General features: G+C 60.2%; 13 protein-coding genes. 9 read left to right on the plus strand and 4 right to left on the minus strand.

Features of this window, described 5'->3' with window-relative positions; all coding sequences use genetic code 11:
- Window positions 1-260 precede the first annotated feature (260 nt).
- Window positions 261-491, plus strand: a complete 231-nt coding sequence (chaB, locus tag Electrica_RS10095) for a putative cation transport regulator ChaB (RefSeq protein WP_131047873.1) — start codon at window positions 261-263, stop codon at window positions 489-491.
- A gap of 150 nt (window positions 492-641) precedes the next feature.
- On the plus strand, window positions 642-1,322 hold the full coding sequence (locus Electrica_RS10100; protein ID WP_131047874.1) for a gamma-glutamylcyclotransferase: 681 nt from the start codon (window positions 642-644) through the stop codon (window positions 1,320-1,322).
- A 31-nt stretch (window positions 1,323-1,353) separates the two neighbouring features.
- Here Electrica_RS10100 and Electrica_RS10105 read toward each other — a convergent pair whose 3' ends face one another.
- Window positions 1,354-1,596: a DUF1883 domain-containing protein gene (locus Electrica_RS10105; protein ID WP_004863495.1), complete on the minus strand. Its 243-nt coding sequence runs from the start codon at window positions 1,594-1,596 to the stop codon at window positions 1,354-1,356.
- Between the two features lie 240 nt (window positions 1,597-1,836).
- The gene (locus tag Electrica_RS10110; protein WP_100682433.1) at window positions 1,837-2,190 is read right to left on the minus strand and encodes a DsrE/DsrF/TusD sulfur relay family protein; all 354 of its coding nucleotides are present in this window, start codon (window positions 2,188-2,190) and stop codon (window positions 1,837-1,839) included.
- A 70-nt stretch (window positions 2,191-2,260) separates the two neighbouring features.
- Here Electrica_RS10110 and nasR point away from each other — a divergent pair, with 70 nt between their 5' ends.
- The 7 genes from nasR to Electrica_RS10145 all read left to right on the plus strand — a co-directional run bounded on the left by nasR (window position 2,261) and on the right by Electrica_RS10145 (window position 14,818).
- Complete coding sequence (gene nasR / locus Electrica_RS10115) at window positions 2,261-3,457, plus strand: nitrate regulatory protein NasR (protein WP_141964403.1); 1,197 nt, start codon at window positions 2,261-2,263, stop codon at window positions 3,455-3,457.
- A 269-nt stretch (window positions 3,458-3,726) separates the two neighbouring features.
- On the plus strand, window positions 3,727-4,983 hold the full coding sequence (locus tag Electrica_RS10120; RefSeq protein WP_141964404.1) for a CmpA/NrtA family ABC transporter substrate-binding protein: 1,257 nt from the start codon (window positions 3,727-3,729) through the stop codon (window positions 4,981-4,983).
- A 1-nt stretch (window position 4,984) separates the two neighbouring features.
- A complete protein-coding gene (gene ntrB / locus Electrica_RS10125; RefSeq protein WP_141964405.1) occupies window positions 4,985-5,869 on the plus strand; it encodes a nitrate ABC transporter permease in 885 nt (294 codons plus the stop codon).
- A 10-nt stretch (window positions 5,870-5,879) separates the two neighbouring features.
- Window positions 5,880-6,668 (plus strand): ABC transporter ATP-binding protein, encoded by a 789-nt coding sequence (locus Electrica_RS10130; protein ID WP_047665141.1) that lies wholly within the window; start codon window positions 5,880-5,882, stop codon window positions 6,666-6,668.
- 9 nt (window positions 6,669-6,677) lie between these two features.
- A complete protein-coding gene (nirB, locus tag Electrica_RS10135; protein ID WP_141964406.1) occupies window positions 6,678-10,739 on the plus strand; it encodes a nitrite reductase large subunit NirB in 4,062 nt (1,353 codons plus the stop codon).
- Window positions 10,739-13,339 carry a nitrate reductase gene (locus tag Electrica_RS10140; RefSeq protein ID WP_141964407.1) on the plus strand — a complete coding sequence of 867 codons (2,601 nt, stop codon included), beginning with the start codon at window positions 10,739-10,741 and terminating at the stop codon, window positions 13,337-13,339. The genes nirB and Electrica_RS10140 overlap by 1 nt, the downstream gene beginning before the upstream one ends.
- A gap of 102 nt (window positions 13,340-13,441) precedes the next feature.
- Window positions 13,442-14,818 carry a YchO/YchP family invasin gene (locus Electrica_RS10145; RefSeq protein ID WP_131047880.1) on the plus strand — a complete coding sequence of 459 codons (1,377 nt, stop codon included), beginning with the start codon at window positions 13,442-13,444 and terminating at the stop codon, window positions 14,816-14,818.
- Here the strand turns inward: Electrica_RS10145 and narL are convergent.
- Window positions 14,815-15,465 carry a two-component system response regulator NarL gene (gene narL, locus Electrica_RS10150; protein WP_004863467.1) on the minus strand — a complete coding sequence of 217 codons (651 nt, stop codon included), beginning with the start codon at window positions 15,463-15,465 and terminating at the stop codon, window positions 14,815-14,817. The two genes, Electrica_RS10145 and narL, sit on opposite strands and share 4 nt — an antisense overlap.
- Before the next feature lie 10 nt (window positions 15,466-15,475).
- Window positions 15,476-17,254, minus strand: coding sequence for a nitrate/nitrite two-component system sensor histidine kinase NarX (gene narX / locus Electrica_RS10155; RefSeq protein WP_131047881.1), 1,779 nt, complete (start codon window positions 17,252-17,254; stop codon window positions 15,476-15,478).
- Window positions 17,255-17,302 lie beyond the last annotated feature (48 nt).

The following is a 17,302-nucleotide window of genomic DNA, read 5'->3' on the forward strand; positions in this document are numbered from 1 at the left end:
CATCTCCATTTATGCAGGTGTTATAATTATAGATACCGTAAGTAGATAAAATAACAGACATTTTGCAATCTGAATTGTTTTTTTACTTAAATTTACGGCTATTGCTAACTAATTCATTGAGATTGCCATAACTTATCGTTATCGCGATTTTGTATTTATTATTCAGATAATTACTAAAAACTATTCTGCCTTATATCCATCCTTGAAAACCAGGAATTAGCGTCCCAGACTTATCTTTTTACCACTATCCGGAGGTGCATATGCCTTATCGCAGTAAACAACAGCTACCCGATAGCGTCCAGCACGTGTTACCGGCGCATGCCCAGCAGATCTATAAAGAAGCGTTTAATAGCGCCTGGGAGCAGTACCAGCATCCGGCGGACCGGCGGGACGACGCCACCCGGGAAGAGACGGCGCATAAGGTCGCCTGGGCGGCGGTCAAGAATGACTACCAAAAAGGGGACGATGATAAGTGGCATAAGAAAAAATAATCGTTCCTGCTGCCTCATCTGCTGCTCCGCGCCTTGCCAGCGTGTCGTTCATTGCTTATTGTCGATGAAAGCTGGATAATAATTCGGCAATATTTCACGGATGCCATCAGATAATCGCCGGGAAGCGGGCAGTGGCGGAGGTAGTAGAAAGTGTTAACACGTGATTTCTTAATCAATGCGGATTGTAAGACGGCGTTTGGCGCTATTGAGGAATCGCTACTCTGGTCGGCAGAGCAACGGGCCGCTTCCCTGGCGGCAACCCTGGCCTGTCGTCCGGATGCCGGCTCAGTATGGATTTTTGGCTACGGTTCGCTGATGTGGAACCCGGCCCTTGAGTATCGCGAAACCTGTACCGGTACGCTGCCGGGCTGGCACCGCGCCTTCTGCCTGCGGCTGACCGCCGGGCGGGGCAGCGCCTGTCAGCCGGGGCGCATGCTGGCGCTGAAAGAGGGCGGGCGTACCACCGGCGTGGCCTATCGGCTCCCTGATGAGACGCTGGAAGACGAGCTGATGCTGCTGTGGAAGCGGGAGATGATCACCGGTTGCTATATGCCGACCTGGTGTAAGCTGGAGCTTGATGACGGGCGGACGGTGAATGCGCTGGTGTTTATTATGGATCCGCGTCATCCGCTGTTCGAACCGGATACCCGCGCCCAGATTATTGCGCCGCTGATCGCTAAAGCCAGCGGGCCGCTCGGCACCAATGCCCAGTATCTGTTCTCGCTGGATCAGGAACTACGTAAACTCGGCATGCACGATGACTGTCTTGACGATCTTGTCGGCAAGGTTCGGACGCTGCTGGGAGAAAACAGCCAGCCGGGGCTGGCCTGAAAAATGCCCGGGATAGCCCGGGCAGGTGAGGTCAGGCGGGAACGTAGCTAATGGAGTGCTCCAGAGACTGGCTGTGGCTATCGATCAGGACGTTCCAGGTGCCGTTGTACGGCACGGTCAGATAGGCGCTGTCACGATCCTGGACGCTCAGAATATCCGCATGGCTGTCACCGGCAGCCTTGGCACTCATCAGGTGAATATGGCAGCGTTCAGAACACCGTACAACCAGCGTATCGCCGCCAAACAACATCAAACTTGCTTTAACCATCGCCATTTATCTACCCCGTTGTTGTCTGTCTACAGCATCCTGCCTGCTCAATCCTGCGCGTGATATTGTTCACACTTTACTCATGGCATAACACCAAATGGCGAGGGGACGAATGCTGATTTTGATCAAAAAAAAGGATAAAGATTAAACAAAAATGATGTTGTCCCTGAAAGCATTCAGCTGACTTACCTTTTCGATTAATAAACGCGGCCTGAATAATATTAAATCCCGCCAGAGCCTCTTTCTTCAGAAGGTCAGGATTTTATCGGCCGCCAGCGTCCACTGCGCCAGCTCCACCAGAGTGCCTATCTCCACGCCATCAATCAGCGGCAGGGAGGTCACGCCGCGGCCATCGGTGCAGGTCTTGCACAATTTCACCGGGACATTCTGGGCGGTGAGGATCTCCAGCATTTGCTGAATGTTATAGCCTTCCGCCGGTTTCTGCCCCCGCAGGCCAGCTGTCACCGCATCAGACATTAAAAACAGCTTCAGATCGAGTTCAGACGGCTGTTCACGCAGGGCAATCGCCAGACGCAGGCTGTTAAACAGCGATTCGCTACCGTAGGCGGCGCCGTTGGCGACAATCACAATACTTTGCATAAGGACTCCTTGGTATAAGGCACGGTTATTGCTTGTGGTTAAAGTATAAAGCGTTGACCCGGGAGGGGGTATGAATAATACGGCTGGCATCACGCCTGAGGCCAACAGGTGGTTTCACCGCGCGCGGCAACTGCAAAAAGAGCAGCTACGCCAGCTGGCGCAGCAGGGTACGCTGGCAAGCCGGATAAGTGCGCTGGTGCACATGCTACAGTGCGAGCGCGGTGCGTCCAACCTCTGGCTCTGTTCCGCCGGGCGGCTGTATGCCGCGGAGTGTCGCGCGGGATCGGCGCTGGTGGATGAACAGCTTATCGCTTTCCGCGAGGCGCTGGAAGCGGTGCGGGAGTGCGCCAGCGGCGCGCTATGCTGGCGGATAGCCAGCGCGCTCTGGTACCTGGAACAACTGCTGACGCTGCGCGACGCCGTGCGCAGCCGCACCATTGTCGCCGAAGAGGCGACAAACCAGTTTAGTCGCATTATCCGCCACTTATTAAATATTGTCCCGCAGCTCAACGACAGCATTGACGACCCGCAAATTGCCGGGCGCATGGTGGCGCTCTATAGCTTTATGCAGGGGAAAGAGCTGGTGGGGCAGGAGCGCGCGCTGGGAGCATCCGGCTTTGCCCGCGGTCAGTTCAGCGCTGAGCTGCGCCAGCTGCTGGTGGACAGAATCGATGGTCAGCAGCCCTGTTTTGACAGCTTCCAGGCGCTGGCTGAGGCGCCGCAGACCGCGCTGTTTATGAGCCAGTGCCAGGCCAGTCTGGACATTGAACAGCTGCGGCGGATCGCCTGCACCCGGCAGCCCCCGGCGGATGAGGGGGAGACGGCGCTGCGCTGGTTTTGCGCCCAGACGCAGCGTCTGGAGCAGATGCGAGCTCTGGAAGAGCGCCTGATTGACGACCTGTTGAGCGTCGCCGATACGCTGCTCAGCGGCGAGGCGCCGGAAGCGCCGCCCGCCAGTTGGACGGACGAGGAGGAGGACGACAGCATCGCGCGCCGACTCGACAAACAGCTGCTGCCGCTGGTGCGCCAGCAGGCCTTTGAGTTGCAGCAGCTCTCCACACAGCTGGCGTCGCTCAAAGATACGCTCGAAGAGCGCAAGCTGATTGAAAAAGCGAAAAGCGTGCTGATGGCTCATCAGGGAATGCAGGAGGAGCAGGCCTGGCAGACGTTGCGGAAAATGGCGATGGATAAGAACCAGAGGATGGTGGAAATCGCCCGCGCGCTGCTGACGGTAAAGGCGTTGTGGTCCATAACACCAAAGGAGTAGATGCACGATGGTTGGGCAGCGGCTGCCTGTCAGCGGTGCAATGAGCGGGGAAAAGTCGCCCCGTGAAAAGCGGAAAATGGCTTAATAGCGCGTCTGTGAATATTGGCATCTGTTTTGCAATATCCAACAGACAACGGTTAATGCGTTAAATCGTTCAGTAAACAATTTTGGGCAACAGGCCAACGGCGGTTTGTGTGTCCATGGATAAAGGCGTCCAGCAGTGCATCAGCACTGTCGGGCGCTTTTTTTTTGCGTGTTCTGGAGCGGGTATGGGCGATAAATTTTCGATTTCACGGCGGCGTTTTTTACAGGCAGGTGCCGCGCTGGGCGGGGCAATGTTGCTGCCCGGCGCGATGCATGCCGCATGGGCGGCAGGATCCGATAAGCCGGAACAATCTACCGTACGGGTTGGTTTTATTCCGCTGACGGACTGCGCGCCGCTCGCCATCGCGTCGCTGAAAGGGTTCGATAAAAAATACGGTATTACCCTGGTGCCGACCAAAGAGGCCAGTTGGGCGGCGGTGCGCGACAAGTTGATCGCCGGTGAACTCGATGCGGCGCACATTCTCTACGGCCTGCTGTATGGCCTGGAGCTGGGGATCGCTGGCAAGCCACACGCGATGGCCAACCTGATGACCCTCAACCGCAATGGCCAGGCGATTACGCTCTCCAGCGATCTGCAGGAGAAAGGGGTGACCGACCTTGGTGGGTTGAAACGGCTGATTGGCCAGAGCGCGCCGGGCAGCTACACCTTCGCCCACACCTTTCCCACCGGGACGCACGCCATGTGGCTCTATTACTGGCTGGCCAGCGGCGGCATCGACCCGTTTGCGGATGTGCGCACCGTCGTGGTGCCGCCGCCGCAAATGGTAATGAACATGCGCATCGGCAACATGGTCGGCTTTTGCGTCGGCGAACCGTGGAATGCGCGGGCGATCAACGACCGCATCGGTTTTACCGCGACCACCTCGCAGGCTATCTGGCCGGAACACCCGGAAAAAATTCTCGGCACCCGCAGCGAATGGGTCGAGCGCAACCCGAACACCGCCCGCGCGCTGGTCGCGGCGGTGATGGAGGCCGCGCGCTGGATTGACGCGTCGGAAGAGAACAAACGGGAGACGGCGCGCATTCTGGCGAAGCGCGCCTGGCTGAATACCAAAGAGCAGTATCTCACCGGACGGATGCTCGGAGAGTACGACAACGGGCTGGGACGCCGCTGGCAGGACGCGCATCCGATTCGTTTTTACGACCAGGGGGAGGTGAGTTTCCCGTGGCTGTCGGACGGGATGTGGTTTTTAACCCAGTTCCGCCGCTGGGGATTACTGAAAACAGACCCGGATTATCAGGCGGTGGCCCGGCGCATCAACCGCATTGACGTCTGGAAAGCGGCGGCGCAGGCGGTGGGCGGCATCGCCACACCAACAGCGCTCATGCGTAGCAGCACATTGATAGACGGTACGGTCTGGACGGGGGCCGATCCGCAAGGTTACGCCCGCAGCTTCGCGATTCAACATAAGGGGGCATGAAATGAAACACGCGCACAATACGCAACCTGTTATTGCCACAGAAAAAACGCCGGGCGAAGTGATTATTCTGCCGCCGGTGCAGGTCCGGCGACCGACGCCGCCCGTCAGACGCTGGCTACGTGAAACCGTACAGCGACTCCTGCCGCCCCTGCTCGGACTGGGGCTGCTTTTACTCTGCTGGCAGCTGGCGGCGATCAACGGCAAGGGCTTTCCGACGCCGCTGAGTACGTTCGACTCCGCGCTGACCCTGTTTGCCGATCCTTTTTATCAGGACGGGCCAAACGACATGGGCATCGGCTGGAACGTGCTGGCGTCACTGCAACGGGTGGCGGTGGGCTTCGGTCTGGCGGCGCTGGTGGGTATCCCGCTGGGCTTTTTGATCGGCCGCTCGCTGTTCTTCGCCCGCATGTTTAATCCGCTGATCGCGCTGCTGCGCCCGGTCAGTCCGCTGGCGTGGCTACCGATTGGTCTGCTGCTGTTCCAGAAGGCGGAACCGGCTTCGAGCTGGACCATTTTTATCTGCTCTATCTGGCCGATGGTGATTAACACCGCCGAAGGCGTGCGCCGCATTCCGCAGGATTATCTCAACGTGGCCCGCGTGTTACAGCTTTCGGAGTGGACGGTGATGCGGCGCATTCTCTTCCCGGCGGTGCTGCCCGCGGTGCTGACCGGCGTGCGTCTCTCTATCGGCATTGCCTGGCTGGTGATCGTCGCCGCTGAGATGCTGACCGGCGGCCTGGGGATCGGTTTTTGGATCTGGAACGAGTGGAACAACCTCAACGTGGAAAACATCATTATCGCCATCGTCATTATCGGCGTCGTCGGCCTGCTGCTTGAGCAGGGGCTGATGCTGATCGCTCGTCGCTTCAGCTGGCAAGAAAAATAGGGGAATCGCTATGAAACCATTAATTCAGGTGCAGGCCGTCAGCCAGCGCTTTAATACCGCCAGCGGCGAATTTCTGGCCCTGCAAAACGTCTCTTTCGACATTTACGAAGGGGAGACCGTCAGTCTGATTGGCCACTCCGGCTGCGGGAAATCAACGCTGCTGAACCTGATTGCCGGCATTACCTTACCCACGGAAGGCGGGCTGCTGTGCGATAACCGCGAAATCGCCGGGCCGGGCCCCGAGCGCGCGGTGGTCTTTCAGAACCACTCCCTGCTGCCGTGGCTGACCTGCTTTGACAACGTGGCGCTGGCGGTCGACCAGGTTTTTCGCCGCACCATGAGCAAAGCCGAGCGCAAGGAGTGGATCGAACACAACCTTGAGCGGGTGCAAATGGGCCACGCGCTGCACAAGCGTCCGGGGGAGATCTCCGGCGGGATGAAGCAGCGGGTGGGGATTGCCAGGGCGCTGGCGATGAAGCCGAAAGTGCTGCTGCTGGATGAACCGTTTGGCGCGCTCGATGCCTTGACCCGCGCCCACTTGCAGGATGCGGTGATGCAGATTCAGCAGGCGCTGAATACCACCATCGTGATGATTACCCATGATGTTGATGAGGCGGTACTGCTTTCTGACCGCGTGATGATGATGACCAACGGCCCGGCGGCGACGGTGGGGGAGATTCTCGCCATCGATCTGCCCCGGCCGCGCAATCGCGTTCAGCTGGCGGATGACAGCCGTTATCACCACCTGCGTCAGCAGATTCTCCATTTCCTCTACGAAAAACAGCCGAAGGCGGCGTAAGGGGCGGCGATGAAGCGGCGACTGGTGATTATCGGCAATGGTATGGCGGCCACCCGGCTGGCGGAGACGCTGGTGGCGCGGGGGGGCGATAAATTTCAGATAGTGATTATCGGTGATGAACCCTGGCAGGCCTATAACCGTATCCAGCTGTCACCGGTACTGGGCGGGGAAAAAACGCTGGCGCAAACGCGACTGCTGCCTGAGGAGTGGTATCACCAGCACGGCGTGACGGTCCGCCGCGACGAATCGGTGCTGGCGGTGGAGATGTCGACGCGAACGTTGCGCACCACGCGAGGCGAGCTGTCGTGGGATGAGCTGATCTTTGCCACCGGTTCACAGGCGTTCATCCCGCCGTTGCCCGGCGTGGCGCTGCCGCACGTCTTTGCGTTTCGCACCTTTGCCGATGTGGCCGCCATTCTGGCAACCGGCGGCCCGGCGGTGGTGATTGGCGGCGGGGTGCTCGGCGTCGAGGCTGCCGCCGCGTTACGACGTCATGGTGACAATGTCACTTTACTGCATCGCGGCGACCGGTTGATGGAACAGCAAACCGATGCCTTTGCCGGTCAGCAGCTACAGCAACAGCTGGAGGCGCGAGGCATTCAGTGCGTCACGGACTGCGCGATCGCCGCGATTCGCGAGCACGAGGTTGTGCTGGAGGATGGCCGGACTTTTGCCGCCAGCCGCGTGGTGCTGGCGACCGGCGTGCGCCCCAACATTGAGCTGGCGCAGCGCAGCGGCGTCGATTGCCGACGCGGCATTGTGGTGGACCGCCAGATGGCGACCGCGCGGCCGGGAATTAGCGCCATCGGCGAATGTTGTGAAATTGATGGTCAGACCTGGGGGCTGGTCGCGCCCTGTCTGCGTCAGGCCGAGGTGCTGGCCGCGCGTTTATGTGGGGCGCCAGGCGCAGATTTTCACTGGCAGGACAGCGGCACTCGCCTGAAGGTCACGGGTATCGAGCTGTTCAGCGCCGGGGAATTACAGGCGACTGAGCAGGATGAGCTGTGGACCAGCTGGGACCCGCTGGCCCGCCACTACCGCCGTTTGCTGGTCCGTAACGACAAGCTGTGCGGCGTGTTATTGCTTGGCGACTGCGCAAATGCAGCGCCGTTAACGGCTCTGCTGGGCGAACGCGCATCAGCAGACTGGCTTTTTGATCCTTCTTCAACGCAGCCGCGCGCTGCAGGACAAATCACGATGACAAAACCTGTTTTGGTGCTGGTCGGACACGGCATGGTCGGCCACCATTTTCTTGAGCAATGCGTCAGCCGTAACCTGCATCAACAGTTTCGGATCGTGGTGTTTGGCGAAGAGCGTTACGCCGCCTACGACCGGGTGCATTTATCAGAATATTTTGCCGGGCGTAGCGCGGAATCGCTGTCGCTGGTGGAGGGCGATTTCTTCGCCCGGCACGGAATCGAACTGCGGCTGTCTGAGACGATTGCCGCCATTGACCGTGAGGCGCGGGTGGTACGCGATGCCAGCGGCCATGAAACCCACTGGGATAAACTGGTGCTGGCGACCGGCTCATATCCCTTCGTGCCGCCGGTGCCGGGCCACGATCAGGAGGGGTGTTTTGTGTATCGTACCCTCGACGACCTCGACCGTATTGCCGCCTGCGCCGGCCGCGCAAAACGCGGGGTGGTGATTGGCGGCGGCCTGCTGGGGCTGGAGGCCGCCAACGCGCTCAGGCAACTGGGGCTGGAAACCCACGTGGTGGAGTTCGCGCCGCATCTGATGGCGGTCCAGCTGGATAGCCCGGGCGCCGCGATGCTGCGGGAGAAAATCAATGATCTTGGCGTCGGGGTGCACACCAGCAAATCGACGCAGGCTATCGTACGCGATGCTGACGGCCTGGTGCTGAACTTCGCCGATGGCGAATCGCTGGCCACCGATATGGTGGTTTTTTCCGCCGGGATTCGCCCGCAGGATACGCTGGCGCGTGGCAGCGGACTGACGGTGGGCGAACGCGGTGGGATCGTTATCGATGATCAGTGTCGCACCTCCGATCCGCAGGTGCTGGCGATTGGTGAATGCGCCCTGTGGCAGAACAAAATCTATGGCCTGGTGGCACCGGGCTATCAGATGGCGAGAACGGCGGCGGCAATGCTGGCCGGAGAAGAAGCGAGTTTTAGCGGTGCCGATATGAGCACCAAACTGAAACTGCTGGGCATCGATGTGGCCTCTTTCGGCGATGCCCAGGGACGCACGCCCGGTAGCCAGAGCTACCAGTGGACGGACGGCCCGGGGCAAATCTATAAGAAAATTGTCGTCTGCCAGCAGAGTAAAACGCTGCTGGGCGGCGTACTGGTGGGCGATGCCAGCGATTACGCCACGCTGCTACAAATGATGTTGAACGCGATGGCGCTGCCCGCGCGCCCGGAAAGCCTGATTCTGCCCGCGCTGGAGGGGAGTGCGCCAAAAGCGCTGGGCGTAGCGGCGCTGCCGGACAGCGCGCAGATCTGCTCGTGCCACAACGTCAGTAAAGGGGACATCTGCGCGGCGGTTAATCATGGCGCCGGTGATATGGCGGCGATAAAAAGCTGCACCAAAGCCGCCACCGGTTGCGGTGGATGCAGCGCGCTGGTCAAGCAGGTGATGGAATATCAGCTCTCGGCGCAGGGCGTGGAAGTGAAAAAAGATATCTGCGAACACTTTCCGTGGTCGCGTCAGGAGATCTATCACCTCGTGCGCGTGAACCATATCCGCACCTTTGATCAGCTGATTAGTCGTTACGGTCAGGGACACGGCTGCGAAATCTGTAAGCCGCTGGTGGCTTCAGTTCTGGCCTCCTGCTGGAATGAATACCTGCTGAAACCGGCGCATTTGCCGCTACAAGATACCAATGACCGCTACTTCGCCAATATTCAGAAAGATGGCACCTATTCAGTGGTCCCGCGTATGGCGGCAGGCGAAGTGACCCCGGACGGGCTGATTGCCATCGGCCAGATTGCCAAACGCTACCAGCTGTACAGCAAAATTACCGGCGGCCAGCGGATCGATCTGTTTGGCGCCCGGCTCGAAGCTCTGCCGGCCATCTGGCGCGAGCTGGCGGAGGCCGGTTTTGAAACCGGTCACGCCTACGGCAAGTCGCTGCGCACGGTGAAATCCTGCGTCGGCTCGACCTGGTGTCGCTACGGCGTGCAGGACTCGACGGCGCTGGCGGTGACGCTTGAACATCGTTACAAGGGGCTGCGTGCGCCGCACAAGATTAAAATGGCGGTCTCCGGCTGTACCCGCGAATGCGCCGAGGCGCAGGGGAAAGATATCGGGGTGATTGCCACGGAAAAAGGCTGGAATCTCTACGTCTGCGGCAACGGCGGGATGAAGCCGCGCCATGGCGATCTGTTTGCCAGCGACATCGACGACGCGACGCTGATCCGCACGGTTGATCGGCTGCTGATGTTCTATATCCGCACTGCCGACCGACTACAGCGAACCAGTACGTGGATGGATAACCTCGAAGGCGGAATCGACTACCTGCGCGAGGTGATCCTCGAAGACAGCCTCGGGATCGGCGAAGAGCTGGAGCAGGAGATGGCGCGGGTGGTGGAAAGCTACCAGTGCGAATGGCAGACCACGCTGAACGATCCGCAGCGGCTGGCGCTGTTCCGGTCTTATGTTAACAGCGACCAGCCGGATGACGCCGTGCAGCGGCAAATGTTACGCGGCCAGCCGCAGCCGGTCGTCGCGCCGGTGCACCGCGAAGGCGAGGCGTCGGCTCGTCCGTGGCAGGCCATTTGCAATCTGGAGGCGATTCCCGCGCAGGCCGGGATCGGCGCGCGGTTGGGCGAGCGTCAGATTGCGCTGTTCCGTTTTGGCGAACAGGTTTATGCCCTCGACAACCTGGAGCCCGGTAGCGACGCCAACGTGCTGTCGCGCGGCATACTGGGCGATGCTGGCGGGGAGCCGATTGTCATTTCGCCGCTGTATAAACACCGTATCCGGCTGCGCGACGGGCGCCCCAGCGATGGCGGTGAACCGATGGTCCGCGCCTGGCCGGTGAAGGTCGAAAACGGCACGGTGTGGGTAGGCAATCAGCTTCTGCTGGCGCGCGCGGAGGCCTCCTGATGGATGAAATCCGCACCACCTGTCCCTATTGCGGCGTGGGCTGCGGCGTGCTAGCGCGAAGGGCAGAAAATGGCCTGGTCAGCGTGCGCGGCGATGAGCAGCATCCGGCAAACCTGGGACGTCTGTGCGTCAAAGGCGCGGCGCTCGGAGAAACCACCGGCCTGGAGAGGCGCTTGCTGCGACCGGAGCTGGAGGGGGAGCCGGTCAGTTGGTCACAGGCGCTGACGGCCGCCGGTAGCCGACTGCGGCAAATCATTGAGCAACACGGGCCGCAGGCGGTGGCATTTTATGCCTCCGGGCAGCTGCTTACCGAGGACTACTACGCGGCGAATAAGCTGATGAAGGGGTTTATCGGCGCCGCCAATATCGATACCAACTCCCGTCTCTGTATGTCCTCGGCGGTGACCGGCTATAAGCGCGCCTTTGGCGCCGACGTGGTGCCGTGCAGCTACGAGGATGTGGAAAACAGCGATCTGGTGGTGCTGGTGGGGTCGAACGCGGCCTGGGCGCATCCGGTGCTGTATCAGCGGCTGGTGCAGGCGAAACGGGATAATCCGCAGATGAAAGTGGTGGTGATTGATCCGCGCCGAACCGCCACCTGCGATATCGCCGATAGCCACCTGGCGGTTGCGCCCGGCAGCGATGGCGGGCTGTTTGTCGGTTTACTGAGGGCGATTGCCGGGGCTGGCGCGCTGACCGGCGATTTTCACGACCAGACGCAGGCGCTGGCCGCCGCCGCAGCCTGGGACACGGCGCGGGTGGCCGAATTCTGCGGGCTGGAGGTCGAGCAGGTCGCCGGGTTCTATCGCGACTTCATCGCCGCACCGCGGGCGATAACGCTCTACACCATGGGGATCAATCAGTCGGCCAGCGGCAGCGACAAGTGTAATGCCATTATTAACGTCCACCTGGCCTGCGGGAAATACGGGCGTTCGGGCTGCGGGCCGTTTTCGCTGACCGGACAGCCAAATGCGATGGGCGGCCGCGAGGTGGGCGGCCTGGCAACGATGCTGGCCGCTCATATGCATTTTGAGCCGCAGGATCTGCACCGGCTGTCGCGCTTTTGGGGCAGCGAACGGCTGGCGCAGACGCCGGGATTGACGGCGGTGGAGCTGTTTGCCGCCATTGGCCGCGGCGAGGTGAAAGCGGTGTGGATTATGGGCACTAACCCGGTAGTGTCGTTACCGGACAGTCTGGCCGTCAGCCAGGCGCTGGCCGGATGCCCGCTGGTGATCGTCTCCGAGGTGAGCGCCAGAACGGATACGGCAGCGTTTGCCCATATTCGTTTCCCGGCGCTGGCGTGGGGAGAAAAAAATGGCACCGTTACCAACTCGGAGCGGCGTATTTCCCGCCAGCGCAGCTTTCTGCCGCCGCCGGGAGAAGCCAAAGCCGACTGGTGGATAATCGCTCGCGTGGCTGAACAGCTCGGCTTTGGCGCGGCCTTTGCCTGGCGCCATCCGCATGAGATCTTCAGCGAGCATGCCGCGCTTTCGGGGTTTGAAAATGACGGCCAGCGGGCGTTCGATATCGGCGGGCTGGCGGAGCTCAGCCGTGAGGAGTGGGACAACCTGGCGCCGGTTCGCTGGCCGGTCAGCCGCAGCGGCGCCGCTCTCGATTTACAGCGCGGCTGGCACGGCGATGGTAAATTGCGCATGGTGCCGGTGACCCCCCAGGCCACGCGCGCCGTGACCGACGCCTTTTATCCGCTGATCCTCAATAGCGGCCGTATTCGCGATCAGTGGCACACCATGACCCGTACCGGTAGCGTGCCGCGTCTGATGCAGCATATTGCCGAACCGGTCGTTGAGGTCGCGCCAGCGGATGCCCGACGTTTGCAACTGCGCGAGGGAGAACTGGCGCGAATCTGGTCGCGCAACGGCGTGATGGTGGCTAAAACGGTGGTCAGCCGCGGGCAGCGCCCAGGCTCACTGTTTGTGCCGATGCACTGGAATAATCAGTTTGCCCGCCGGGGAAGGGTCAACGATCTGCTGTCGGCGGTGACGGATCCCTGGTCCGGACAGCCGGAGAGCAAACAGGCGGCGGTGGCGATTGCCCCCTGGCGTCCCGCCTGGCACGGGGAACTGTTTTGTCGCCAGCCGGTTCCGCTGCCGGCTGCCGTCCACTGGCGTCGGCGGGCGGCGCGGGCGGTAAACCATCTCTCTTTAGCCGGAGAACACCCTTCGCAGGAATGGCTAACCGAATGGTGTCATCAGCAGGAGTGGCAGATGCAAACGGCGCGCGCCGGGACGACATGGAGCCTGCTGGCCTGGCGTGAGGGTCAGCTGATGTTGGGCTGGTGGTGCGATATCGGCGAGCCGGTAATCGATGCCGGGTGGATAGCCGACGCGTTTCTCTCGCCCCCGGAAACGCCCACGCATCGTCACGCGCTGCTCAGCGGGAAAAAAAGCGGCGAGACGGCGCCCACGGGACGGATCGTATGCAGTTGCCTGAGCGTTGGCGAACGCGCGATCGGTGAGGCTATCGCGAACGGTTGCCGCACGGTTGGTGAACTGGGCAAGGTGCTGAAATGCGGTACCAACTGCGGCTCTTGTATTCCCGAACTCAAAGCGCTGCTGGCAGAGGCGCAGATACGGGCCTGAGTTCGGGATATTCCTGGAATTGCCCTCAGAGCTGCCGGAGAGGGCAAAAAACGGTAAACTTAAAGACTGTCATATTCTTCGTGAGCCAATGTAACCCATTTAATGCCTTCGTCGTACCGCGTCCCCCCACTCCTTGCGCTACTCTTGCTGCTGGCAAGCGTTCCTGCCCGTGCCCTGCAGGGAAACACGGCGTTCAGTGAAAAACAGGCGGCGCTGCCGGATTTGGGGATTGCGCCGCAGGTGGATGATGACGCCCGGCATTTTGCCGAAGTGGCGAAAAAGTTTGGCGAGGCCAGCATGAGCGATAATGGCCTGACGACCGGTGAACAGGCGCGAATGCTGGCTATCGGCAAGCTTGGCAACGAGCTGAGTCATCAACTGGAAAACTGGCTCTCGCCGTGGGGCAATGCCAGCGTCGATCTGCGGGTGGATAAAGAAGGCCGCTTCACCGGCACGCAGGGCAACTGGTTTATCCCGCTGCAGGATAATGGCCAGTATCTGACCTGGAATCAGTATTCCGTCAGCCAGCGGCAAAACGATCTGGTGGGCAACATCGGGCTGGGACAGCGCTGGCGCAGGGGAGACTGGCTGCTGGGCTATAACTCGTTCTACGACAAAGTGCTGGGTGACAGCATGGCGCGAGGCAGTATTGGCGCTGAAGCCTGGGGCGAATATTTGCGCCTGTCGGCCAACTATTATCATCCCGTCGGCAGCTGGCAGCGTGGCGATAGCCTGACCCAGGAACAGCGGATGGCGAGCGGCTACGATGTCACCGCCCAGGCGCGGCTACCGTTCTATCAGCATATTAATACCAGCGTCAGCGTCGAGCAGTATTTTGGCGATAGCGTCGACCTGTTCCATTCCGGTACCGGCTACCGGAATCCGGTGGCGGTGTCGGTGGGGCTGAACTATACCCCGGTGCCGCTCGTGACCATGACCGCAAAGCATAAACAGGGTGAAAGCGGGCTCAGTCAAAACAATGTCGGTCTGAATCTGAACTATCGTTTTGGCGTGCCGCTTAAACAGCAGCTGGCGGCCGATGAGGTGGCGGTCAGCCGCTCCTTGCGCGGCAGTCGTTACGACAGCCCGGAGCGCGATCATGTGCCGGTGGTCGAGTATCGTCAGCGTAAATCGCTGTCGGTCTACCTGGCGACGCCGCCGTGGGATTTACAGCCGGGGGAGACGGTGCAACTGAAGCTACAAATTCGTAGCCTGCATGGGATAAAATCGCTGAAATGGCAAGGTGATACGCAAGCGCTGAGCTTAACGTCTCCCGTCGATGCCAACAGCCCGGACGGCTGGAGCGTGATTCTTCCGGCCTGGAACAGCGAGCCGGGAGCGAGCAATCTGTGGCACCTGTCGGTAGTGGTGGAAGACAAAACGGGTCAGCGCGTTTCATCCAATGAGATCGCGCTGGCGCTGAGCGAGCCGTTGGTCAAATTCCCGGCCGACGGCGTCAGTTGGGGAAATATGCCTTAGAAAATCCGCTCCTGATGGACCCATACCGCCGCTTCAACGCGTGATTTCAGCTTCATTTTCTTCAGCATATGCTTAACGTGCACCTTGACGGTACTTTCGGTTATCTCCAGACGACGGGCGATCATTTTGTTCGGCAGTCCCTGGGCAATCAGCTTGAGAATATCCCGTTCGCGCGGCGTCAGCTGGCTGATATCGCGGTCTGACGTGGCGCGGTTGGCGCGCAGGCTGGCTGCCAGCACCGGCGTGAGCGCTTCGCTGAGAACCATCTCGCCCGCCGCGGCCTGCTGCAACGCTTTTAACAGATCTTCTGGCTCCATGTCTTTCAACAGGTAGCCGTCGGCGCCGCGTTTGAGGGCGGTGACCACATCTTCTTCGTGGTTAGAGACGCTGAAGACCACGATTCGACCGGAGAGCGACTTTTCGCGCAGCTTGTCGAGGGTTTCCAGTCCGTTCATGCCGGGCATGTTGAGATCCAGCAGGATCAGGTCGGGATCCAGCGTCTCAGCGAGGGCGATACCTTGTTCACCGTTACTGGCCTCGCCAATAACCTGAATATCGCTGGCCATACTGACGAGCTGTTTTACGCCGGTGCGCAGCATCGGGTGATCGTCAATGAGAAGGATGGTTGCCCGCTCCTGTTGACTCATAGGGTTCTCCTTATTGGATTGAAAACGATTTTTCCGGGATAAAAGTGACCACCACCTCGGTACCGCCGTTTTCCCGGCGACGAACCTGACAGTCTCCGCGCAAACTCTGGGCGCGATCCCGCATGATAATTAAGCCGTAATGGTTGCTGCGTTCCGCCTGATCGGGGACGCCGCGGCCGTTGTCTGCGACCACCAGCCGTACCTGGTTTTCCCGCAGCGCGACGGTCACGATAACTTCGGTCGCCTGGGCGTGTTTCAGCGCATTACTCAGCGCCTCGCGCGCGATTTGCAGGACGTGAATGGCCTGATGTGACGGGACAAAGCGCGGCGGCAGCTGGTAATCAAGCTGGACGGTAAAGCCAAAATGGGCGCTGTATTCCTGGCAGCTGGACTCCAGCGCCGGGCGCAATCCTGCTTCGGTTAATTGCAGGCGGAAGGTTGTCAGCAGTTCACGCAGCTGTGCCCATGACGTATTCAGCTCATTGCGAATCTGGCCCAGCAGCTGACGGCTCTCTTCCGGCAGGTTTGCGCCCTGCATTTGCAAACAGCTGACCTGCATTTTCATACAGGAGAGCGACTGGGCGATGGAGTCGTGTAGTTCGCGGGCGATGGTGGCGCGTTCTTCCATTACGATAAGCTGCTGCTGATGCTCCTGGTGCCTGTCGAGCGCCAGCGTGGAGGTCAGCTGCTCGACTAGCGTATCCACCAGCTGCTGCTGATCGTGGCTCAGGTGACGTCCGACGGGCAACGTCGCCAGCAGGATCCCGTACTGGTTATGGGCATCGGACAGCCGCCATTTCAATGTGGCGCCGGCATCCGGCAGCGGCGGCAGATCGCGCGGGCATAAATAGCAGCCTTTGTCATCGCACTGTATATCCGAGTGACAGACGAATTCCTGATGATTGTCCTCATCTTCGAAGTCATATACCCGCACCTCAATATCGCGTAGCAGCGTCAGCCCCTGCAGTCCGTTGAGCACCGGTGAAATGCGTTCACACAGCGGGGCGCTGGAGTGCAGACGACGGTTGGCCTGCCATAAAAAGGCGAGGATCTCATTTTTCTGCTCCAGCCCGGCGGTTTTTTCCTGCACCCGTCGTTCGAGCACCGAATAGCTTTCCGCCAGCTCTTTTGACATGTTGTTAAGCGCCATGCCGAGGCTGGCCATCTCATTGCGGCCGCTGATGTGGACGCGTTGGGTAAAATCGCGATGGCTGACTGCCCGGGCCATGTCCAGCAGCTGTTTCCACGGGCGCAGCAGACGGGCCCGTAGCCAGACGATAGTAAACAGAAACAGCAGCGCCATGCCGATGGCCATCACCCGCTGCAGCCAGACGACGTAGCGGATGCGCTGCTCGGTGGTATGATCAAAAGAGGTGACCAGGTGGTCTATCCGGTCGACAAAGCTGGCGACATCGACGGCGACGCTCGCCTGATTCTGCGCGTGCTCCATTCCCGGTGCCAGCTCCAGCTGCCAGTATTGCTGCAGCGCTTTAAGCTGGCTATTCTGGCCGTCCCGGAGGGCGGCATTCTGCAGTTCTTCGCTGAAGACGGTGGCATTCATCTCGTCGAGCAGCTTGCTATCGTCCGCGTTGAGCGGGATTGCCGCCAGCAGACGATAGCTTTGCATTCTCAGCGAACCGGCTTTATTGATCGCGTGCGCGCTGCCCTGTACGCCGTGAACCAGGCGGGCAGAGATACCGATTCCCGCGACGCCAATCGCCGTCGATAGCAGCACAATTAACGCCAGTTGATTCACTAACGTAAGCGGGGTAAAAAGACGTTTTAACATACAGTGCATGGCTCCTGACCGGCAAACCATCCGGGAGTGGCGTCTATT

The organism is Klebsiella electrica (assembly GCF_006711645.1).
Classification (GTDB): Bacteria; Pseudomonadota; Gammaproteobacteria; order Enterobacterales; family Enterobacteriaceae; genus Klebsiella; species Klebsiella electrica.